Source organism: Algibacter lectus (assembly GCF_900112395.1).
Lineage (GTDB): Bacteria > Bacteroidota > Bacteroidia > Flavobacteriales > Flavobacteriaceae > Algibacter > Algibacter lectus.
In genome coordinates this window covers 148,791-171,168 of record NZ_FOLN01000003.1, presented here as the reverse complement: position 1 = coordinate 171,168, position 22,378 = coordinate 148,791, and the positions used below count along the sequence as shown (strand labels likewise).

The 22,378-nt window shown below is 33.3% G+C and carries 22 protein-coding genes; 12 read left to right on the top strand and 10 right to left on the bottom strand.

The genetic code is table 11. From position 1 onward, the window contains the following. Positions 1-14: 14 nt before the first annotated feature. The gene (locus tag BM246_RS06560; RefSeq protein ID WP_175489785.1) at positions 15-2,216 is read left to right on the top strand and encodes a PepSY domain-containing protein; all 2,202 of its coding nucleotides are present in this window, start codon (positions 15-17) and stop codon (positions 2,214-2,216) included. A gap of 12 nt (positions 2,217-2,228) precedes the next feature. Next, positions 2,229-2,585, top strand: coding sequence for a DUF6686 family protein (locus tag BM246_RS06555; RefSeq protein ID WP_083415727.1), 357 nt, complete (start codon positions 2,229-2,231; stop codon positions 2,583-2,585). A gap of 54 nt (positions 2,586-2,639) precedes the next feature. On the opposite strand, the gene trhO is transcribed toward BM246_RS06555, so the two are convergent. The 4 genes from trhO to BM246_RS06535 all read right to left on the bottom strand — a co-directional run bounded on the left by trhO (position 2,640) and on the right by BM246_RS06535 (position 6,745). Beyond that, entirely contained in the window at positions 2,640-3,716 is a 1,077-nt protein-coding gene (gene trhO / locus BM246_RS06550; RefSeq protein ID WP_042502320.1) for an oxygen-dependent tRNA uridine(34) hydroxylase TrhO, read from the bottom strand. 410 nt (positions 3,717-4,126) lie between these two features. Continuing rightward, positions 4,127-4,618 (bottom strand): hypothetical protein, encoded by a 492-nt coding sequence (locus tag BM246_RS06545; protein ID WP_133967610.1) that lies wholly within the window; start codon positions 4,616-4,618, stop codon positions 4,127-4,129. A 143-nt stretch (positions 4,619-4,761) separates the two neighbouring features. Next, a complete protein-coding gene (locus BM246_RS19945; protein ID WP_074936645.1) occupies positions 4,762-5,163 on the bottom strand; it encodes a hypothetical protein in 402 nt (133 codons plus the stop codon). 10 nt (positions 5,164-5,173) lie between these two features. After that, entirely contained in the window at positions 5,174-6,745 is a 1,572-nt protein-coding gene (locus BM246_RS06535; RefSeq protein WP_139221863.1) for a hypothetical protein, read from the bottom strand. Positions 6,746-7,251: 506 nt separating this feature from the next. Between BM246_RS06535 and recA the strand changes: the two genes are divergently transcribed. The 4 genes from recA (at position 7,252) to BM246_RS06515 (ending at position 10,974) form a co-directional block, all read left to right on the top strand. After that, positions 7,252-8,259: a recombinase RecA gene (gene recA / locus BM246_RS06530; RefSeq protein ID WP_042502316.1), complete on the top strand. Its 1,008-nt coding sequence runs from the start codon at positions 7,252-7,254 to the stop codon at positions 8,257-8,259. Between the two features lie 160 nt (positions 8,260-8,419). Continuing rightward, a complete protein-coding gene (locus tag BM246_RS06525) occupies positions 8,420-8,827 on the top strand; it encodes a hypothetical protein (RefSeq protein WP_042502314.1) in 408 nt (135 codons plus the stop codon). A gap of 27 nt (positions 8,828-8,854) precedes the next feature. Next, positions 8,855-9,397, top strand: coding sequence for an RNA polymerase sigma factor (locus BM246_RS06520; RefSeq protein ID WP_074936641.1), 543 nt, complete (start codon positions 8,855-8,857; stop codon positions 9,395-9,397). Beyond that, a complete protein-coding gene (locus BM246_RS06515) occupies positions 9,397-10,974 on the top strand; it encodes a hypothetical protein (RefSeq protein WP_074936639.1) in 1,578 nt (525 codons plus the stop codon). The genes BM246_RS06520 and BM246_RS06515 overlap by 1 nt, the downstream gene beginning before the upstream one ends. An 84-nt stretch (positions 10,975-11,058) precedes the next feature. Here the strand turns inward: BM246_RS06515 and BM246_RS06510 are convergent, their stop codons facing one another. Beyond that, positions 11,059-11,796 (bottom strand): lysophospholipid acyltransferase family protein, encoded by a 738-nt coding sequence (locus BM246_RS06510; RefSeq protein ID WP_074936637.1) that lies wholly within the window; start codon positions 11,794-11,796, stop codon positions 11,059-11,061. Positions 11,797-11,910: 114 nt separating this feature from the next. Between BM246_RS06510 and trpS the strand changes: the two genes are divergently transcribed. Together trpS and BM246_RS06500 are read left to right on the top strand one after the other, a co-directional pair. After that, the gene (gene trpS, locus BM246_RS06505) at positions 11,911-12,879 is read left to right on the top strand and encodes a tryptophan--tRNA ligase (RefSeq protein WP_042502698.1); all 969 of its coding nucleotides are present in this window, start codon (positions 11,911-11,913) and stop codon (positions 12,877-12,879) included. A gap of 69 nt (positions 12,880-12,948) precedes the next feature. Beyond that, complete coding sequence (locus BM246_RS06500) at positions 12,949-13,758, top strand: DUF1853 family protein (RefSeq protein ID WP_074936635.1); 810 nt, start codon at positions 12,949-12,951, stop codon at positions 13,756-13,758. Between the two features lie 57 nt (positions 13,759-13,815). Here BM246_RS06500 and BM246_RS06495 read toward each other — a convergent pair whose 3' ends face one another. Then, a complete protein-coding gene (locus BM246_RS06495) occupies positions 13,816-15,969 on the bottom strand; it encodes a prolyl oligopeptidase family serine peptidase (protein ID WP_074936633.1) in 2,154 nt (717 codons plus the stop codon). A gap of 127 nt (positions 15,970-16,096) precedes the next feature. Between BM246_RS06495 and BM246_RS06490 the strand changes: the two genes are divergently transcribed. Beyond that, the gene (locus BM246_RS06490) at positions 16,097-17,053 is read left to right on the top strand and encodes a M28 family metallopeptidase (RefSeq protein WP_074936630.1); all 957 of its coding nucleotides are present in this window, start codon (positions 16,097-16,099) and stop codon (positions 17,051-17,053) included. A gap of 60 nt (positions 17,054-17,113) precedes the next feature. Here BM246_RS06490 and BM246_RS06485 read toward each other — a convergent pair whose 3' ends face one another. The 4 genes from BM246_RS06485 to BM246_RS06470 all read right to left on the bottom strand — a co-directional run bounded on the left by BM246_RS06485 (position 17,114) and on the right by BM246_RS06470 (position 20,471). Beyond that, positions 17,114-18,103 carry an aspartate-semialdehyde dehydrogenase gene (locus tag BM246_RS06485; RefSeq protein WP_042496207.1) on the bottom strand — a complete coding sequence of 330 codons (990 nt, stop codon included), beginning with the start codon at positions 18,101-18,103 and terminating at the stop codon, positions 17,114-17,116. A gap of 135 nt (positions 18,104-18,238) precedes the next feature. Further along, complete coding sequence (gene mscL / locus BM246_RS06480) at positions 18,239-18,640, bottom strand: large-conductance mechanosensitive channel protein MscL (protein WP_042496209.1); 402 nt, start codon at positions 18,638-18,640, stop codon at positions 18,239-18,241. A gap of 81 nt (positions 18,641-18,721) precedes the next feature. Continuing rightward, positions 18,722-19,831 (bottom strand): alanine racemase, encoded by a 1,110-nt coding sequence (alr, locus tag BM246_RS06475; RefSeq protein ID WP_074936628.1) that lies wholly within the window; start codon positions 19,829-19,831, stop codon positions 18,722-18,724. Then, the gene (locus BM246_RS06470) at positions 19,824-20,471 is read right to left on the bottom strand and encodes a thymidine kinase (protein ID WP_042502298.1); all 648 of its coding nucleotides are present in this window, start codon (positions 20,469-20,471) and stop codon (positions 19,824-19,826) included. Before BM246_RS06470 ends, alr begins: the two co-directional genes overlap by 8 nt. Before the next feature lie 97 nt (positions 20,472-20,568). Here BM246_RS06470 and BM246_RS06465 point away from each other — a divergent pair, with 97 nt between their 5' ends. Genes BM246_RS06465 through BM246_RS06455 form a run of 3 tightly spaced genes read left to right on the top strand, consistent with a single transcriptional unit; the run spans position 20,569 to position 22,338 of the window. Then, a complete protein-coding gene (locus BM246_RS06465) occupies positions 20,569-21,312 on the top strand; it encodes a hypothetical protein (protein WP_042496215.1) in 744 nt (247 codons plus the stop codon). Further along, positions 21,312-21,986: a 16S rRNA (cytidine(1402)-2'-O)-methyltransferase gene (gene rsmI / locus BM246_RS06460; RefSeq protein ID WP_074936626.1), complete on the top strand. Its 675-nt coding sequence runs from the start codon at positions 21,312-21,314 to the stop codon at positions 21,984-21,986. The genes BM246_RS06465 and rsmI overlap by 1 nt, the downstream gene beginning before the upstream one ends. 4 nt (positions 21,987-21,990) lie before the next feature. Continuing rightward, positions 21,991-22,338, top strand: a complete 348-nt coding sequence (locus BM246_RS06455; protein ID WP_074937129.1) for a HopJ type III effector protein — start codon at positions 21,991-21,993, stop codon at positions 22,336-22,338. Positions 22,339-22,378 lie beyond the last annotated feature (40 nt).

The window sequence follows — 22,378 nt, the reverse complement described above, 5'->3', positions numbered from 1 at the left end:
AAATATTGCATTAAATGACCATTTCTATTTGGAGATATAGCCACTTTATTTTGGCTATATCTTCTTCTCTATTTATTCTACTAGCCTCTATAACTGGCATTATTTTAGCATTCGAACCTATTTCGAATAAGCTAGAACCTTATGCTGTGCACAAAGCAGACACCTTGTCTTTAGCTAAAACTATTCAGGTTTTACAAAGCGAATACTCAGAAGTTATAAATATAGATATTGATAAAAACGATTTTGTAAGTGCCTCTGTAATAACAAAAGAAGGAAACAATGAAACCTTTTATATAAATCCTTTTACAGGAAAAAAAATAGGAGAACTTATTGAAAAAGCGCCTATTTTTAAATTTGCAACCAATCTACACCGGTCCTTATTTTTAAAATCGACAGGCCGTGCTATTATTGGTATAGTCTCGTTTTTACTCCTTTTAATGGCTATAACAGGCGTTATTTTAATAGGAAAGCGTCAGGGTGGTTTATCAAAATTTTTCTCTAAAGTTGTAAAAGAAGAATTCGATCAATATTATCATATCATTATTGGTCGTTACACGCTTATTCCGATAGTTATTGTAACTATTACTGGTGTTTACCTATCTTTAGAAAAGTTTTCGTTATTACCTTCCGATAAAATTTCGCATCAATTTTTAGATGAATCTTTTACTGAAACCTCAAAAATTAGTGTTGCAGACTTTCAGCTTTTTAAAAATACTACATTAGAAGATGTTGAACATCTAGAATTCCCTTTTTCTGATGACATTGAAGACTATTTCACCTTAAAATTAAAAGATGAAGAAATACTTATAAATCAATTCTCAGGAGTTGCCATTAGCAAGCAACAAAAATCGTTAGTAACACAAGCCTCAAACCTAATTTTTGTCTTGCATACTGGGCAAGGTAGCATAATTTGGTCTCTTGTTTTATTATTTACTTCTGTGGCTATTTTATTCTTTATTTATTCTGGTTTCGCTATGTCTATTCGACGTACAAAAAAGAGTACCGTGCCAAAAAATAAGCACAAAAAAGACCAATCGGAATTTATTATTCTAGTCGGCTCAGAAACCGGAAACACATTTGCGCTCTCAAACGCCTTTTACAATGCGCTTTTAGCAGCAGGAAAAACGGTTTTTATTACTGAATTAAACAAATACACCACTTATAAAAAAGCCAAACAGCTTATTATTTTTACATCGACTTATGGAGAAGGCGAAGCACCAACAAACTCCAAAAATTTCGAGAAGCTAATTAGCAATACTCAGCAAGAAAATATTCTACAATATTCTGTGGTTGGCTTTGGGTCAATGGCTTATCCAGATTATTGCAAATACGCCGTAGTGGTAGATGCCACGCTACAGTTTCATAAAAACTTTATTCCTAATACGGCACTTCATAAAATAAACAATCAATCGTTTTCCGATTTTTCTCTGTGGGCAAAAAAATGGAGTGAACATAACGGTTTAACCCTAAATCTAGAAGCTCCAAAAAACAGAATAAACACCAAAAACCAAAAAACATTTCAATTAGTTAACCGCACAAACCTCAACCAAGATCAAACCTTCTTACTTCATTTAAAACCAAGTAAAAAAGTAACATTTCAATCGGGAGATTTACTTTCTGTTTACCCAGAGAATGATCCGGTAGAGCGCTTGTATTCTATTGCTAAGCTAGACAACAATATACTTTTAAGTATAAAAAAACATGAGTTTGGTTTATGCTCCAATTATTTTAACCACCTAAATATTAACGACATGACGACAGCCACGATAAAAACGAATACCGATTTTCATTTCCCTAAAAAAGCAAAAGAAGTAGTCATGATTGCCAACGGAACCGGTATTGCACCTTTTTTAGGCATGATTAACGATACTACCAAGCAAGCCAAAAAATACTTGTTTTGGGGTGGTCGATCAAAAGAATCGTTAAAAATGTATTCAGATTTAATAGATCGTGCGTTTTATAGCAAAAGTCTTTCTGGTTTCTTCGTGAGTTTTTCTAGAGAAGAAAGCCAAAAGAAGTATGTGCAAAACTTAATTATGGAAAAAACAGAAATCATAACTCGGGTTTTAAAATCTGGTGGTGTTATCATGATCTGCGGCTCGGTTGCCATGAAAAACGGTGTTTTAATAACCCTTAACGATATTACCTCAACCGAGTTAAACCTACCGTTAAGTGCCTTTCAAGACAACAATCAAATAAAAACAGACTGCTACTAAAAATTATTAATTATGTGTAGAGATAGTGTAAAAGTTTTATCTAAAGTCCCCAGTGGCGAACTCTCTTTTTGTAGTGAATGCCATGTATTTCATTTAGAATTCAATAATATATACCTAGAGTTTCAACAAAGCGAGTTTAAACAATTTAAAGACTATGTAATCAATATAGAAATAGATTATTGGGAGCATAAATACGCCTGCGCCAAAGTGCAGCGTAAAATACCAATACCATCTATGCAACCCAATTTAGTCCTTATGTTTAATCGTGAAGAAATAAAAGAATTACAATCGCTGTTTAATCTCGAAAACCGAAAAGACATCAGCCTTTTATCGCTCCAAGACATTAACTACACCCTTATTATAAACTAAAAATGCCACAAGGTTTCCCCGTGGCATTTCAATATTAATTTATAGTAAAAAAAACTAAGCCTCTTTCTGTGTTTTCAAAACATCAAAAATATTACGCAAATCCTTTTTGTAAGGTAAGTGATCGGCACGGCCCTTCTTAAAAATATCGTTACTATTACCTTGTCCTTTACGAAGCTCTTTTTGCTCCTCGTAAGGTAAAGCATGTATCTCTTTACAGTTTGTAGAGCAGCAATTATCCATTTCTGTTTTACAATTATCGCACTGTATAAATAATAAATGGCAAGCCTCGTTAGCACAGTTGGTGTGTACATCAAAGGGCGTTCCACATTGGTGACAATTTGCAATAACATCGTCACTAATACGCTCGGCACGACGCTCATCAAAAACAAAATTCTGACCTAAAAACTTATTTTCTAATTGCTGTTCCTTCACTTGGCGCGTGTATTCAATAATACCACCTTCCAACTGAAAAACATTTTTAAACCCTTTATGTTTAAAATACGCACTCGCCTTTTCACAACGAATTCCACCAGTGCAATACATCACTAAATTTTTATCTTCTTTATGCGCTTTTAAATCGTCTTCAATAATATCTAAAGACTCTCTAAACGTATCCACATCTGGAGTTACAGCATTTTTAAAATGCCCAATTTCACTCTCATAATGGTTTCGCATATCCACCAAAACGGTGTTTTCATCTTCAATTAATTCATTAAATTTCCCAGCATCTACATGCACACCTTTGTTACGCACATCAAAGGTATCATCGTTTAAACCATCGGCAACAATTTTGTTACGCACTTTTACTTTCAACTTCAAAAACGATTTATTATCCTGCTCTACAGCAACATTTAATCGAATATCTTTTAAAAAATCTATGGTATCTAAATGCGCTTTAAATTCGTTAAATCGATCGGCTGGCAAAGATAATTGTCCGTTAATACCCTCGTGGGCCACGTAAATTCTACCCAAAACCTCCATCGGGTCCCAAGTTAAAAACAAATGATCTCTAAAAATTTGTGGATTGCCAATTTTGGCATACTGATAAAAAGAAAGTGTTAATCGACTTTTTCCTGCGTTGTCAATTAATTCAGCTCTTTCTTCGGCGCTTAATTTGTTGTACAGTTGCATGCTATACTAAGTTTTTAAGGTTAAGAAATATTTTAAGCAACAAAGATAATATTTTCAAAAGAACTCACACTTAGAATAAAAACATTTTGAGCGCTACCCGAAAAGGGTCGGGCTTTCACTACTCAATCTTTTTGTTTTTAAAGGAAAAACAAAAAGGATTTCAAACATACCGTTCAATCCCTAGCGCGAGTGTTTGCCGAGGTTTGATAGTTATAAACAAATTAACTTACAATAAACGTTACCTATCCAAAAAAGAAAAGCCTTTACTGAAAAAAGAATGAAAAACCAGCGATTGCTATTACAAGTCAAGGCTGATTTACGATAATAACTGTTGGAGTAATTTAGTGAGTTTCACCTGTTTTTTAGCACAGTACTTTGTTGCCAAACGTATTTTTATTCATAATAGCAACTTATTCATATATAACTGTATAAACTTTTCTAATTAAATACTTGTTTTTTTCTCGTTTTTCAAGAAAAAAATAATTATTTCCTAATTCGTCAAACCCTCCTTTTTCTCCAATTTTCAAAAAATCCTTTCGGTCAGTAATTATTTTTAACTTATTAAGTTCTTCTTTGTTAACTAATTTATCATATTCTTTTATGAAACTGAAAGAAACAAAAGGATTATCATATACAAAGTAGTCATATTTAGAATCTTCTACCCAAACTTTAACTTCTCCATTTGATGTTTTTTGAATCGGCGTATTATTTCTTCTTGTTTTAACTCTCTCATCATACAATATTCTATAACCAGCATAAGTTTTTGGTTCATTTGAAATTTGCAGTTTTATTAGAGAATCATTTTTATTTATTAAAAAATAAATATCGTTTTGCGCAATAGTCAAGTTATAGAATAAAGCAAAAATTAATAGATGAAATATATTATGAGTCTCGATTTTCATATGTTTGGCAACGGTCTCGGCTATGAGTAGTTGCGTTATTTAGCACGAAACTTTACAAGTACACACCAAGTTGGAAATTCCGCGGGAATTTCCAAAGTAGGCGAGAACAAGCAATTACTTATAGCCTGTGTTGTGGTTTGTATTTATTCTATTTCCCAGTTTGCACGTACTTTTATAAATTCTTTCTTTCCTTCTTTAGTTTTTACCAAAAAAATAATAAAATCGTTAAAATATTCAAATAGACCATCGTCATCCAATTTTTTTATTTTTTTGTCGTAAAATCGTGAAGAACGAACCATTTTTTTTAAACAATGTACTTTTTTAGGTTTTACTTCAATGATTTCATTGTTCTCAAGTTTTTCAAAATAAAAAGTTCCTTTTCCGATATCACTGCTGTCCTCTAACAAGAAATGATTTGGAACATATAAAGATTCATAAATATATTTTGAATCAAGTTTTAGAAATATAGTATCCTTGATTGTTCCTTGAGCATTAGAAATACTGAAAATTGCAGAGCAAACAATAAATATTATTACTTTTTTCATAAAATTAATTTTAATTACACTTTGCAGAAGATGTTAAATTGTCAATTCTTAACGATAGATTTTCAATCTCTTGTTTTCTTGAAGGACTTAACTCGTTCCAGGCTTTAACATCATGTTCCTTTAAACCTCTCCATGCTAAAGCTTCATAAAAATCATCACTTGGTTTTTCTTCATAATAATTTGTGTATTTTTCATAATCACTTTTAAGGACATTTTTATGAAAAAACTTAAGAGCATCTCTCATAGAGTTTACATATAAAGCACCCATTGTTTCATGATGGTCTTTACCATATTGTTCAAAATCATCTTTAAATTCTTTATCAGTTGAAGATGGAGACTGAGTCTTTAGCTTTCTTCTTATATCGGCATGTATATATTCATGCAGAATAGTTTTTGTAGTGGCGAGGTCTGAATGAAGATTTACTTTTGAAGAATTGATACTAATTGTAATAACTCCATTTATAATTGGTGAAGTACTTCCGTTTATTTCTTCTCCGGTTTTAGAAGAAATAACTTTATCTTTAGAAACAATTTTAATATCAAATTCAGATTCTCCTTTAAATTTAGACATAAGGTCTTTGATATAGGAACTTCCATTTTTATCTAATAAATCATGTAGACATTTTGCTTTTCCAGTGAGTTCGCTAGAATCAATTTTATCATATAGTTCAGCTAAGGTTACACAATCTCCATTTGCGTTAGGATACAATCCAGACGCACAATTACTAATTTCATCCTCAATTAAAACAATATTTTCGTCTTCTTCGCTGGAGTCATCATTATAAACACCTCCATTACCCTTTTTCTTAACATAAATACCTTCTCCGTTTGAGCCATACTTGTTAATTTCGGGTAAACCACTACTTCCATTACAAGTATTTATGGTTGTATAGCCTGTATGTTGTGTATGTGTATAAACGAAAGAACCACCAGGACCACTATTGGAATACCAATCTGTATATGTGGCTACTGTAATTGTTGGACAAGATGCGGAGGATTTTCCATATAAAGATGAACTATTAGTATTGCTTCCTTTTTTGTTATTAAACTTTGTTGACATAATAAGTCTGCCTTCATTTAATTGTTTTTTGTAAACCAATTTTTTATTATTGTTAACTAAATGAATAATACCAGTGAAACTATTAAGGTTGCTAAATGAAACATCTGCATTAATTAAGTCATTGTTTAAAGGATAGACATTTTGATAAAATTTTATGGCATAAAAATTAAAAGATTCATCATTATTTTCTATTGCGATAACTTTATACTTAATATAATAAGTTCCTTCTTTTTTAAATTTGTTTAATTCATTTGGATTAAATGATGAAGTATAGCTAATGGGTAGTTCGTAATATGATAATTCTAACTCTTCTGAATATTGTTCTGTTGGGCTGCTCCAATCTACGGTATAATCATACGGAATTAGTTCGCTATAATCGGTTTGGTTAAAATCAGCGAGTAATTGTGTAGAAATGGTATTCACATCTATTTGTTCGTTTTCCTCTTTCTCACAGTTGTTAAACATCAAGGAAGTCAGTAATGTTAGAATTCCAAGTTTTAAATAAGTATTAATTTTTTTCATAAGCCGTTAAAGTTTTTAAGTTAATAAAAGTGTTTGTTGTTTAGGCATATAAACCACAACTTAATTATATGGATTAATAATTCGTCTATAATAAATTAAAAAGGAGGGATAAGCTTACTTTTTCTATATAAATCCCATCCATATACTTATTTAACTTTATAAATATATGCTTTTTTTAAAACCCCTAACTCACTTACAACATCAAATTTTCCTACAACCAATAAACCGCATAAAAAAAGCACCTAAATAATAAATATCTAAGTGCTATTAAAATAGTTTGAGCTAGTCGTTATCAAGTGCTCATTTGTTAAATTTCACAGCAAACAATTTTCCCTTTTTCATTTAATAGATGCAAAACAAACTAAAAGGTTGCGTAAATAGTTTCAATTTCTTCCAAAAACCAATAAATCAACCCTATTACAATCTAAATTATGTTGAAAACTATTATTGTGTTCTCCCAAAAGATGTAGTATTTTAGCAGACAAATCTTCAGAAAAAAATATATAATGAGCAGCGAAAAAGAAGCGAAATTAAAAGCCCTAAAACTTACTTTAGATAAACTAGATAAAGCCTACGGAAAAGGTACGGTAATGAAAATGAGCGATGCCGCTATTCAAGATGTTGAAGCTATTCCTTCAGGTTCTTTAGGTTTAGATATCGCATTAGGCGTTGGTGGATATCCACGTGGACGTGTTATTGAAATATACGGACCAGAATCATCGGGTAAAACCACATTAACTTTACACGCTATTGCCGAAGCTCAAAAAGCTGGTGGAATTGCAGCTTTTATTGATGCAGAGCATGCTTTCGACCGTTTTTACGCTGCAAACCTTGGTGTAGATATAGATAACCTAATTATTTCTCAACCAGATAATGGTGAGCAAGCATTAGAAATTGCCGATAATTTAATTCGTTCTGGCGCTATCGATATTGTTGTTATCGATTCCGTTGCTGCATTAACACCAAAAAGTGAAATTGAAGGCGAAATGGGAGATTCTAAAATGGGCTTACACGCACGTTTAATGTCTCAGGCTTTACGTAAACTTACAGGGTCTATTAGCAAAACAAACTGTACTGTAATATTTATTAACCAATTACGTGAAAAAATTGGTGTTATGTTCGGTAACCCAGAAACAACAACTGGTGGTAACGCATTAAAATTCTACGCATCTGTACGTTTAGATATTCGTCGTTCTACCCAAATTAAAAACAGTAATGGTGATGTTTTAGGTAACAAAACCAGAGTAAAAGTTGTAAAAAACAAAGTAGCTCCACCATTTAAAATGGCCGAATTCGATATTATGTACGGAGAAGGTGTAAGTAAGGTTGGTGAAATTCTTGATGTTGCTGTAGAGTACGAAATTGTAAAGAAAAGTGGTTCTTGGTTTAGTTACGAAGATACTAAACTTGGGCAAGGTCGTGATGCTGTAAAAGCAATCATTAAAGACAACCCAGAACTTTTTGATGAATTAGAACAAAAAATAAAAGCAGCTATTAAAGAAAACCTTAACTAAACATTGTTTTCTTTTAAATATATAAAATCCCGATACTTTCGGGATTTTTTTTGCTCTAAACGTTAGGCTTACTAAACTAAAATCAATTATCTACGCAACCATTTAATAAAAATAGCATCTATAAAACAAAACGCATATTTTAACTAAAAAAAGTATTGAAATGAAAAAATTGCTTGTAATTTGTTTAACTCTAATTTTAGCTTCGTGTAGTGTTGATGATGACGGCTTAGATTATAGTTTTGAGATTTTACCTGTAGAAAGTGTCGATATTCCAGATGAATTTACTCTTGGTGAAACCTACCCGATTACGGTTTCGTACCTAAGACCATCTAATTGTCACTCTTTTAGAGAATTTTACTATCTTAAAAACAATAACGAACGCACCGTTGCCCCAATTAATTATGTATTTGAAGATAACAATTGCGAACCACTAGAAAACGAATTGGTTGAAAACACTTTTAACTTTATTGTAACCGGTAACGGATCGTATATTTTTAAATTTTGGCAAGGTGAAGATGCCGACGGCGAACACCAATATTTAACAATTGAAGTGCCTGTTGTAGAGTAAAAATAACTAATTAACACGTGTATAATTTTGAGTTTAAATCAACTCATAGAAAATTGTAAAACTAAAAATACTAAGGCACAGGGCGAACTGTACAAACTCTTTTCGAGTAAACTTTTCGCTGTGTGCCTAAAGTATTCTAGAAACTATGCTGAAGCAGAAGATAATCTGCAAGATGCCTTTTTAACCATATTTAAAAAAATTGATCAATTTAAAAACAAAGGCTCTTTTGAAGGCTGGCTAAAACGTATTACCATTAATACCGTAATGCAACGCTACCGTAACGAAAAAGTTTTTGATATTATTAACGAAGATGCCATTGAAGATGTTGAAGTTGATATAGATGACGACCAACTTTCTATAGATTACTTACTTCAAATAATACAAGAATTACCAGACAGGTACCGACTCGTTTTTAACCTGTATGTACTAGACGATTATTCGCATAAAGAAATAGCAGAGATGCTAAAAATTAAAATAGGAACTTCAAAATCTAATTTAGCCCGAGCTAGACAAATTTTGAAACAAACTATCGAAACACATAAATCCGCAACAAGTTTGCAATCATTATAATGCGTGATAAAAAACACATAGACAGACTTTTCCAGGAAGGCTTAAAAGATTTTGAAGCCACTCCCAGCAATGCTGTATGGAAAAACATAGAAGCCGAACTTAATCAAGACAAGAAAAAACGACGAGTAATACCAATTTGGTGGCGTTACGCAGGTGTTGCTGCACTTTTGTTAGTTTTTCTAACGCTAGGTATTAATACGTTTTACAACGAAACTGAAGGCAACCAAACACATGAAGTTGTTAATACAGAAGCAAAACAAGCCTCCGAGATTGAAAACGCATCTGTTACCGATGCAATTCATTCAGAAACAACTATAAATTCAGCTATTTCAGAACAAAATACTCAAGAAAACAGTGTAAATACCAATTCGGAGAAACACACTATTAGCAATAAAAACAACAATCAAAACTCGAACAGTAATAATCAAAACTCCGCAACAGCAACAACAATTGCAAGCGCCGACCATACAAATCAAACCAATAGTAATTCCGCCCAATCAGCGAAAAAATCAAATAAAAACAAGCCATCTTCTTCTGTTAAAAACAAAAAAGAAAATGTGTTTTATGAAAAGAACAATAATACTGTAGCTCAACAAAACTCAAAAGAAAGTAACGCTTCCGCGGAAAACAAAACCAATAATATTTCAATTTCCGAAGAAAAAATTATTGCTAAAACAAATACAGAGAACACAAATCTAAAAAAGACTAAAGCAGAGAAAATTAACATAGTAGAAACTAGCGAAACTATTGCGTCTAATGACACAAAAGATAACAGCCTAAGTATTGAAGATGCTCTAGATAAAACCGAAGATTTTATTGATACAGACACACCTACAGACCGCTGGAGTTTAGCTGCCAACGCCGCTCCTGTTTATTTTAATACCTCCGGAAAAGGCTCGTCTATAGACCCTCAATTTAACAGCAACTCTAAAACAGGCGAAGTAAACATGAGTTATGGTGTTACGGCTAGTTATGCAGTAAATAAAAGATTACGTGTTCGTTCGGGAATTAACCGTGTAAACCTTGGTTACAATACAAACAATGTAGTAAGCTACCAATCTATTGGTGTAAGCTCTGCGACTAGCACTTTACAAAATGTAAGCAACAACAGCAATACTAATAATAGCATTAGCAATGCTCCAACCGAGCAATTATCGCTAATTAGCGCAGATAATTTAAGTTCTAAAAACACAAATAGTTTATTAAAAACTTCAAACACATCTATTAATCAAAGTTTAGGCTATATAGAAGTGCCACTAGAATTACAATATGCTGTTTTAAGCAATAAATTTGGCGTTAATGTTATAGGTGGTTTTAGTTCTTTATTTTTAAATAACAACGAAGTATTTTCAGAAGCTCAAGATGGTGGCCGTACTTTTTTAGGCGAAGCAAACAATATAAACAAAGTAAGTTACAGTGCTAACTTTGGTTTAGGTTTAAACTACCAAGTCACTAAAAAAATTGATTTGAATTTAGAGCCTATGCTTAAATATCAAATAAATACATTCAATAATACATCTGGTGATTTTCAGCCATTTTTTGTTGGCGTATACACCGGACTCGCTATTAAATTTTAGGTTTTTGGTTAAATCTAGTTATTGATTTCCTTTAAGCTCGGAAATCAATACTAAATAAAAACGACTCTACTTAGGGTCGTTTTTTTATTTCTTAAACGCTTGTAGTTGGTTGAATATAATTTCGCGAGACGCATCATTCAATTCTCGGGTTTCTTTAATAGTTAAACCTTCGGTTGAAATAAATTTATGCATCTTAACACGCATTCTTCCCGGACCTCCGCTAAAAAAAGTATACGAAAATCGTTTTTTATTATCAGCAAAAGTTATTGGCACAACTGGTATTTGATGATTTATAGCTAACCTGAAAGCCCCATCTTTAAAGGCATCTAAATCAATATGCTCTTCCGGTACACCGCCTTCTGGAAAAATACAAATACTCACACCTGTTTTTAATCGGCGTTGTGCTCTTAAAAACACCGCTTGTCTACTTTTAGCAGAACTTCTATCTACCAAAATACAGGTGCGTTTATAGAAAAAACCAAATAACGGAATTTTAGATAACTCTGCTTTCCCAACAAAAACAAACGGATTTTTAACCGAAACTAGCATTAGCATAATATCAACCATTGAAGTATGGTTAGCAACAAACATGTAGCTTTTAGAACGATCTGGAGTTTCCTCACGGTCTATTTTATAAGCAAAGCCCATACCAACCAAAATTATTTTAGCCCAAACCCGAGCTATTCTAAAAAACAGTGGATACCAAGCCTCTTTAGCGATAGACACTAATAGAATTGGAAATAAGACAATTATAGGTAACCCTACTAGTATATAAAACCAAACGCGGTACAATACCCAAAAAATGTATTTAAAAACTTTCATCGTCTCAAAAATACATAATTGTATTGAGCAATTCTATTAAAAAAATTACCTTTGCTAGCATATCAAAAATTGAGTTTAATTTTAACAAGATTCCCAAATTTAGGGAACGCACACATGGCAAGAATACTTACAGGCATACAAAGCACAGGAACACCACATTTAGGAAACATTTTAGGAGCTATTATTCCAGCAATTGAAATGGCTGAAAACCCTGAAAACAATTCGTTTTTATTTATCGCAAACCTGCACACTTTAACACAAATTAAAGATGCAAAAACTTTGCGCGAAAACACGTATTCTACTGCTGCAACCTGGCTTGCCTTTGGTTTAGATATTGAGAAAACGGTATTTTACCGCCAAAGTGATATCCCGCAAACTACGGAGTTGTCTTGGTATTTAAGCTGTTTTTTTCCATACCAACGCTTAACTTTAGCTCACAGTTTTAAAGATAAGGCAGACCGTTTAGACGATGTTAATGCTGGGCTTTTTACTTACCCAATGCTTATGGCTGCCGACATTTTATTGTACGACGCTAACATTATTCCGGTTGGAAAAGACCAATTACAACATATAGAAATGACGCGTGATGTTGCATCGCGTTTTCATGCTAAAATGGGTGAAACTTTTGTGTTACCAGAAGGAAAAATACAAGAAAACACTAAACTTATTCCAGGTACCAACGGTGGTAAAATGAGTAAGAGTGCTAATAACACTATCAATCTATTTTTAACCGATAAAAAATTACGCAAGCAAATAATGTCTATCGAAACCGATAGTACAGCGCTTGAAGATCCTAAAGACTGGAGTACTTGTAACTGCTTTGCTATATACAGTTTGCTAGCAACAGAAGCTCAAATTGAAACCATGAAAGCTAATTACGAAAACGGTAATTATGGTTACGGACACGCAAAACAAGCTTTATTTGAATTGATAGTTGAAAAATTTGCAACGGAACGCGAACGCTACAGCTACTATATGAACAACCTAGACGAAATTGATGCCGCCTTAGCCATTGGCGCAAAAAAAGCGCAATTAGTTGCTAACGATGTATTGAGCAGAGTTAGAGAAAAGGTTGGTTACTAAAATACTAGAATCACATAAAGACTTGCTGAATGCTAAACATTTCGGCAAGTCTATAATTATTTTGAGTTTGTGACAAAACACACCAAAGACGTACAGAATAGATACGACGGCTTCCTGAAAACACCTAGTTTATGGAAAAAGGATGTGGTTTTCAACATGACTCAATTTGAAACATCCTCTAAATTTGATAAAATAGATTTAGATATTGACGACAAACTTAGAGTCGGAAAATATATAGAACGTTTAGTTTCTTTCGAATTAAGCCAAAATCCAGCCATTAAAATACTCTCAGAAAATCTTCAAATTCAAGAGAACAAAATCACTTTAGGCGAAATTGATTGTTTATTACTGAAGGAAGAGAAACCAATTCATCTTGAAGTTATTTACAAGTTTTATGTTTACGATGCCTCGGAAGGCGCTTCGGAAATTGATCGTTTTATTGGCCCCAACAGAAAAGATGCGCTAATAGAAAAACTAAAGAAACTTAATGAAAAGCAATTACCTTTACTTTATTCTAAAAGTTGCGAACCTTACTTAGAAAACCTAGGTTTAAAAGCTTCAGAAATTGATCAACAAGTTTACTTTAAAGCGCAATTATTTATTCCTTTAGGTGAAAAAATTATTTTAAAAACCTTAAATCAAGACTGTATTTCAGGTTTTTACATCAAAAAAGAACAGCTCGCTCAGTTTTCAGAATGTAAATTTTATATTCCGAAGAAAATAGATTGGATTATAGCGCCACACACCCAAGTCGATTGGCTTAATCATCTAGATTTCACCACCATTTCTAATACTATTTTAGAACGTCAATTTTCACCAATTTTCTGGTTAAAACAACCAAACGGTATATTAAACAAGTGTTTTCTAGTTTGGTGGTAGTTACATTTTTAGGCCTAGCAAGTTTTAAATCCTGCCAGGCCTAAATTTAAAACTTCTTTATTCTTCAATTGCAACAGGCAATTTATTAAAACCCATATTAAAAAGGGTAAACCCATAAATATCGGCATATTGCTCAATAGTTTTACTTATTGGCGTTCCTGCACCATGGCCAGCATCGGTTTCAATACGTATTAAAGTTGGGTTGCTCCCTGTTTGCTTACTTTGTAATTCGGCTGCAAATTTAAAACTATGCGCAGGCACAACGCGATCGTCATGATCTCCGGTAGTTACTAAAGTTGCTGGATATTCTACTCCAGGTTTCACATTATGAACTGGTGAATATCCTTTTAAGTATTCAAACATCGCTTTATTATCTTCAGCTGTTCCATAATCGTAAGCCCAACCAGCTCCTGCAGTAAACGTATGGTAGCGTAACATATCTAAAACACCAACAGCAGGTAAAGCTACCTGTGCTAAATCTGGACGCTGCGTCATGGTTGCACCAACCAATAAACCACCGTTAGATCCGCCTCGAATTGCTAAATACTTTGTGCTCGTGTAATTTTGTGCCTTTAAATATTCCGCTGCAGCGATAAAATCATCAAATACATTTTGTTTCTTTTGCTGTGTTCCGGCATCGTGCCAAGCCTTTCCATACTCACCACCGCCACGAAGGTTAGCTACGGCATAAATACCACCTTGCTCCATCCAAACTGCATTAGGCGTGCTAAACGACGGTGTTAAGCTTACATTAAATCCACCATAACCATATAAAATAGTTGGGTTTTCGCCGTTTAATTCTAGCCCTTTTTTATGTGTTATTATCATTGGTATTTTTGTTCCATCTTTAGATGTGTAAAATACTTGATGACTTTCAAAATCATCACTATTAAAAGTAATAGCAGATTTTCTATACACTTCCACAACGCCAGAATCGGCATTTAAAGCATAAGTTGTAACCGGTGTGTTATAATTTGTAAACGAAAAGTAATTCGTTTTTTCTTCTTTTTTACCACCAAAACCACTTGCTGTTCCTAAACCTGGTAATTCTATATCTCTAATAAATTTACCGCTATAATCGTATTGTTTTACTTTAGAAATCGCATCGACCATATAAGTTGCATAAAAGTAACCACCACCTTTGGAAATAGACAACACATGCTCGGTTTCTGGAATAAAATCTACCCAATGTTCTGGTTTTGGATTTGCAGCATCTACCGTTACTATTTTTTTGTTAGGCGCATTTAAATTGGTTACCAAATAAAGTTTACTTCCCTCGTTTTCTAAAACACCTGTATCGCTATCTGTGTGATCTAAAATGGAAACAAACTCACTATTTGGCACAGATAAATCTTTTATTAAAAGCTTGTTTCCGGAGGTTGAAACACGAGGTGATATAAACAAGTATTTATTATCTTCGGAAACGTTGGCGTAGATATAACGGTGTTTTTCTTCGGGTGTTCCTCCATAGATTAATTCGTCTGTGCTTTGTACTGTTCCTAATTTATGATAGTACACTTTATGCTGATCTGTTTTAGCCGAAAGCTCACTTCCATTTGGTTTATCGTAACTAGAGTAGTAAAAACCTTCGTTTTTGTACCATGATAGCTGCGTGAATTTCACATCGATTAACGCATCTTCCATAATCTCTTTAGACTCAACATCCATGATTAGAATTTTTCGCCAATCGCTGCCTCCTTCAGAAATAGTATAAGCCAAAATTTTTCCGTTTTTAGAAAAACTTATTGCACCTAAAGATACCGTTCCGTCTTCCTTAAACGTATTTGGGTCTAAAAATACGGTTGCCGTTTTAGAATCGCCCCCTTTTTTAAAACGATAAAGCACACTTTGGTTTTGTAAACCATCATTTTTATAAAAATACGTGTAATCGCCCTCATTAAACGGAGCGCTTACTTTCTCGTAATTCCATAATTTAGACAAACGATTTTTTAACGCCTCTCTAAAAGGTATTTGATCTAAATAGGTATTTGTAGCTACGTTTTCGGCTTTTACCCACGCTTCGGTTTCTGCACTTCTATCATCTTCTAACCAACGGTATGGATCTTTTACTTCAACACCAAAATAAGTATCAATAGTATCTACAGTTTTTGTTTTTGGGTAACTCACAACAATATCTTTTTTTTCTGTTTTATCATTTCCACAAGCAACGAGCAAGCTTAATGAGAAAAACGTTAACGCTATTTTTTTCATGATTCATTAAATTAATCATTCAAAAATAAACAAAAAACATAAGCTAAAGTTCTAGATTTATTCAATAATAACGGAATTAAAATGCCGTATAATTATATATTTGACAATGTTACTCAAAACCCTAATAATGAAAAAAACAGCACTACTCGTATTATCCATCGCATCATATTTCAGTATGTTTTCTCAAGTTGAAATAACCGAAAATGAAATAAAAGATCATATTGAATTTTTAATATTAGATAAAAACGGCGGAAGGTTTCCAGGAGAAAAAGGCGCTAAACGCGTTGTAAAATATATTAAAAAAGAATTTAAAACTATAGGCTTAAAACCGTTAAGCAAAAATTACGAGCAACATTTTACAGCCATATTACGAGTTGATAAAGGTATAGACGAAAAACCAGAAGTAAGCACTTGTAATGTTATTGGTTTTATTGAAGGAAACGATCCGAAATTAAAAAACGAATACATTGTTTTAGGAGCACATTACGATCATTTAGGACTTGGCGGACCATCTTCCAAATCGGATAAAAGAGGCGTGGTATATCATGGTGCTGATGATAATGCTAGCGGAACAACCGCTCTATTAGAAATTGCAGAAAAGTTAATTTCAAAACAAGATCAATTAAAAAGAAGTGTGCTATTTATTGCTTTTGGAGCCGAAGAACAAGGTTTATTAGGCAGTAAATACTTTGTAGAAAACCCGTTAATTCCGCTTTCTCAAATAAAATTAATGATTAACATGGATATGGTTGGCCGCTTAAACGATAAAAAACATGTGTATGCAGGTGGTGCAGGCACATTTACTAATGGCGTAGATTTTATGAAGAACCTCGGAAAGTCTCTAGGTTTAAACCCTATAGTTCACGCAGGATCTGTTGGTGGCTCCGACCATGTTTCATTCTACAAAAAAAACATATCGGTTTTAGGTGTACATACTGGCGGACATCCGCAATACCACACACCCGAAGACACTTTGGAGCTTATAAATTTAGAAGGCGAAAAGCTAGTTTGCGAATATGTTTTTCAAACTATTTTAAACAAAGCATCAACACCCAATAATATTGAGTTTATAAACCAAGATTAACACCAAAAAAAAAAGCTCCTGTAAAATTTACAGGAGCTTAAATATTTAAAAAAGTATGACTTATACTAAGTTATTTGCTACTAAATATTCAGCAATTTGCACGGTGTTTGTTGCAGCTCCTTTACGTAAGTTATCGGCAACAATCCACATATTTAAAGTGTTAGGTTGTGTTTCATCTCTTCTAAGTCTTCCAACAAAAACCTCATCTTTATCATGTGCAAAAATTGGCATTGGATAACTGTTTGTAGAAGGATCATCTTGAAGTACAATACCCGATGTTTCGCTTAACATTTTGCGAACGTCAGCTAAATCGAAATCATTTTCAAACTCAACGTTAACAGATTCTGAATGCCCACCAGCAGTAGGAATACGAACAGCTGTAGCCGTTACAGAAAATGTACGATCATTAAATATTTTTTGTGGCTCACGAGCCAATTTCATTTCTTCTTTGGTGTATCCGTTTTCTAAAAACACATCACAATGTGGTAATGCGTTTCTACCAATTGGGTAAGGATAGGCCATTTCGCCTTCAATACCAGCAATTTCATTTTCTAGTTGTTTTACAGCTTTTACACCTGTACCAGAAACCGATTGGTAAGTTGAAACAACAACACGTTTCATTTTATATTTTGCATGTAGCGGCGCCAAAGCCATTACCATTTGTATGGTAGAACAGTTAGGGTTTGCTATAATTTTATCTTCTTTTGTTAATTCGCTTGCATTAATTTCTGGAACCACTAATTTTTTAGTTGGATCCATTCTCCATGCAGAAGAATTATCGACTACCGTTGTACCAGCTGCAGCAAATTTTGGCGCCCATTCTACCGATGTATCTCCACCTGCAGAAAAAATTGCGATTTGTGGCTTTGCAGCAACAGCATCGGCTAAACCAATAACGGTATATTCTTTATTCTTGAAAGTTAATTTTTTTCCAACAGAACGCTCTGAAGCTACCAATAATAATTCGGTAACTGGAAAGTTACGTTCTTCTAAAACCTTTAGCATCACCTCACCTACCATTCCAGTAGCGCCTACAACTGCTATTTTCATAATTTTTTGTTTATTAAATTTCTGTTAGCAAAACTAAGTATTAATTCTATTCTAAAATCTAAAAAAAGCCCTCATTTACGAAAAACGAGGGCTTTTTAACAACAAATAACAGTATGTTATATAATTAACACTTTGTTATTTTTTAAGTAAATCTCTAATTTCAGCAAGTAAATCTTCTTGAGATGGTCCTGCTGGTGCTGCTGGAGCTTCCTCTTCTTTCTTCTTCATTCCATTGATACCTTTAACAACTAAGAACATTACAAATGCCACAATAATAAAGTCTATTATGTTTGTTAAAAACGTACCATATTCTAAATATACATCTCCTACCATTTTTCCTGCTTCATCTAAAGCTCCTTCTTTTAATTGATATCTTAATGATTTGAAATCTGCATCGAAAATTAATCCAATAAGTGGAGAAACAATTCCTCCTGTAAATGACGTTACAACTTCTTTAAAAGCTGCACCCATTACGAAACCGACAGCAATATCAACAAGGTTTCCCTTCATTGCAAACTCTTTAAATTCTTTAAGCATAATTTTATAAATTTGTTAGTTAATAATTTATTAGACCACAATATAGTTAAAAAGTCACAAATTAAATTGCGGCTCTAAAATTTAAGCACCCCTAATAATTCGCTTTACGCGCTGTGAGATACTCGTAATCAATTCATAAGAAATTGTGTTTGCGGTTTGTGCTAGGGTTTCTGCTGTAGAATTTGCATCAAAAACAACAACCTCATCACCCTCATTACAATCTATATCCGTAATATTTACCATAATCATATCCATACAAACATTACCAATTATGGGTGCTTTTTGATTGTTAATTGTTACAAAACCCTTTCCATTTCCATAAATTCTACCAATACCATCAGCATGACCAATTGGTAAAGTTGCTGTTTTTAAAACCGAATTGGTTTTAAAGGCGCGATTATAACCAACAGTTTCTCCTTTTTTTAAATGATGAATTTGTGAAATAGCAGTTTTTAATGTTGCAATAGGTTGAAAGTGTATGTTCTCTTCTTCGGAATTTCCAAAACCATACAATCCTATACCGCTACGCACCATATTAAAATGCGCTTCGGGATAATTTAAAATTCCCGAAGTATTACAAATATGAAGCATAGGTTTGTAACCAAACGTTTCTTCAAAATTAGTTGCAATACCTTTAAAAGTTTCTATTTGATTTAAGGTAAATATTTTTTCTTCCAAATCTTCACTTGCCGCTAAATGCGAAAAGATAGATTTGATATGAATAGTTTTGGTTTCACCTATAATATTATGAATAGTTTCTACATCACTGTGCCAAAAACCTAACCTATTTAAACCCGTATTAAACTTCAGGTGAATAGGATAGTTTTGTTTTTCTTCCGCAGAAGCAATTTCAATAAATTCTTTAAGTATTTTTGAGTTGTAAATGCTTGGCTCTAAATTATTTTCAATTAAAACCTTAAAATTTACAGTTTGTGGATGCAACACCAAAATAGGCTTTGTTACACCAGCTTTACGCAATGCCACACCTTCATCTATATAAGCTACAGCAAAATAATCGGCTCCAATAGTTTCTAAATAATTTGCAATTTCAGAAGCTTCATTACCATAAGCAAACGCTTTAACAACGGCTAAAAATAGCGTATTGTTATCAAGTTTCGATTTTAAATACTCAAAGTTATGTTTTAGTTTTTTTAAATCGATTTCAAGCACAGTTTCTCTTGCTTTAGGCATCGGAATCTTTTGTTTTAGATTCAACCTCCTCTTCATCTTTCACTTGCATATTGCGAACTTTATCGCGCTCCATAGCTTTATAATACGCTGCTCTGCTTAACGGTTCGTACTCTTCCACTTCGCCTAAAAGCACCAAACTATCGCTTTTAGCTTTACGGTAACTGTATTGAGCTAAATTTCCGGTTCGTGTACAAACAGCATGAACTTTAGTTACATAATCGGCCGTTGCCATTAGGTAAGGCATAGGCCCAAAAGGGTTTCCTTTAAAATCCATATCCAATCCGGCAACAATTACGCGAACGCCTTTATTGGCCAAATCGTTACAAACCCGAACAATTTCGTCATCGAAAAATTGAGCTTCATCTATACCAACCACATCACAACCATCGGCCAAAATAGGGATGTTTGCTGCCGCTGGAACAGGTGTAGAACGAATTTCGTTAGAATCGTGAGACACCACCATTTCCTCGTCGTAACGCGTATCTAAGGCTGGTTTAAAAATCTCAACACGCTGCCTTGCAAACTGCGCACGTTTAAGTCTACGGATGAGTTCTTCGGTTTTTCCCGAAAACATAGAGCCGCATATGACTTCAATCCATCCAAATTGTTCTTTATGATTTACCGTATTTTCAAGAAACATTTCGTAATTTTAACACTAAAATTGGTTTGTATAAAGGTGACGCAAATTTATTAAAAATCAAACGCCTTAATACCTTTAAATTTTAAATTTATAAACAATGAAGAAGAAATTAGAATCTGAACTTGTAAGTATAGCTCATAGAATTCTGAAACTGAAAGGTAAAGAAGATGTAATTAAAATGCATACCGAGGCAAAAGAGTTGTTTGAAAAGCTATCGGTTTTAAAGTTTGCTCAGGAAAATTTTGAAGATAACATACCGAGTATAGGTAACGATTCGTCGTTTTTTAGCATGCTCGATACCGCTTTCAATAATAAAATTAGTGATAATATTGAAGACGACGATAAAATTTACACCAATTTAGAAGACCACCAAAACGAAGAGATTACCGAACCTTTAATGGAAACCATTAAAGATATGGTTGCGCAAATGCCACACGAAACACAGCAAGTAGACGATTTATTCGAAAAAATAGAGCCAAAAACTCCTGTTGTTAAACATAATTTAGAAGACCTTACTTTAGGCTTTGAAGAAACACCTGTTTTTGAACCCGTAAAGAAAAGTGAAAACGGTGTTTTAACCGATAAAAAATCTCTAAACGACAAACTTAAATCTGGGGGATTAAAAATTGGTCTAAATGATAAAATAGCCTTTATCAAGCATTTGTTTGATGATCAGGTTGGAGATTACGATCGTGTTATCTCTCAACTAAACACCTTTCTTTCTTATAAAAACGCCAAAGAATTTATCGATACCATGGTAAAACCCGATTATAATAATTGGAGCGGTAAAGAAGAATTTGAAACCCGCTTTTTGGAAATTATTGAAGCCAAATTTGAATAATGAGTAAACTATATATAGTACCAACACCTATTGGCAACTTAAAAGATATCACTTTTAGAGCCGTTGAAGTTTTAAAAGATGTCGATTTAATTTTAGCTGAAGATACCCGAACATCTGGAAAACTCTTAAAGCATTTTGAAATTTCGACCCACATGCAAAGCCACCATATGCATAACGAGCATAAAACGGTTGAAAACATTATTCAGAAATTAAAAAGCGGAACAACCGTAGCTTTAATTAGCGATGCTGGAACACCAGCTATTTCCGATCCTGGATTTTTATTATCGCGTGCCTGCATTGAAAATGGTATTGAAGTAGATTGCCTGCCAGGTGCCACAGCATTTGTACCTGCATTAGTAAATTCGGGTTTACCTAATGATAAATTTATATTCGAAGGTTTTTTACCGGTAAAAAAAGGACGCCAAACACGTTTACTGCTTTTAGCTGAAGAAACTAGAACCATAATATTTTACGAAAGTCCGCATAAATTAATAAAAACTTTAGGCCATTTTTGTGAGTATTTTGGAGAAGACCGAGAGGTTTCTGTATCTCGAGAACTTACAAAACTATACGAAGAAACTATTCGCGGTACCGCAAAAGAAGTATTAGAACATTACACTAACAAACCACCAAAAGGTGAAATTGTAATTATTGTTGGAGGAAAAAAGAAATAAAAAAATGACATTAGAATTATTTAAAAGCACATTAAAAAACGCACCGGAAACTATTGCTTTTTCCGATACTATAACCGCCATTGAAGCGAAATACAATTTTACACCAACCGCTTTTAAAAATGGCGAATTAACAAATGCTGCAGGTGAAAACTCTGGCTCTTGCAAATTATTTGCCTTTGCTAAAAACGAAGGTTTTACAAAAAAAGAAACACTGGCTTGTTTTGGTCAATATTACTTTGAAGACGTATTAAAAGACCCAAACGGCGATGGACACCAAAACATTAGAAACTTTATGAAAACAGGTTTTGATGGATTAGCTTTTGAAGGTGAACCATTAACAAAAAAACAATAAACCTTTACAACACATCACGACTCTCGATAAAAAAATATAA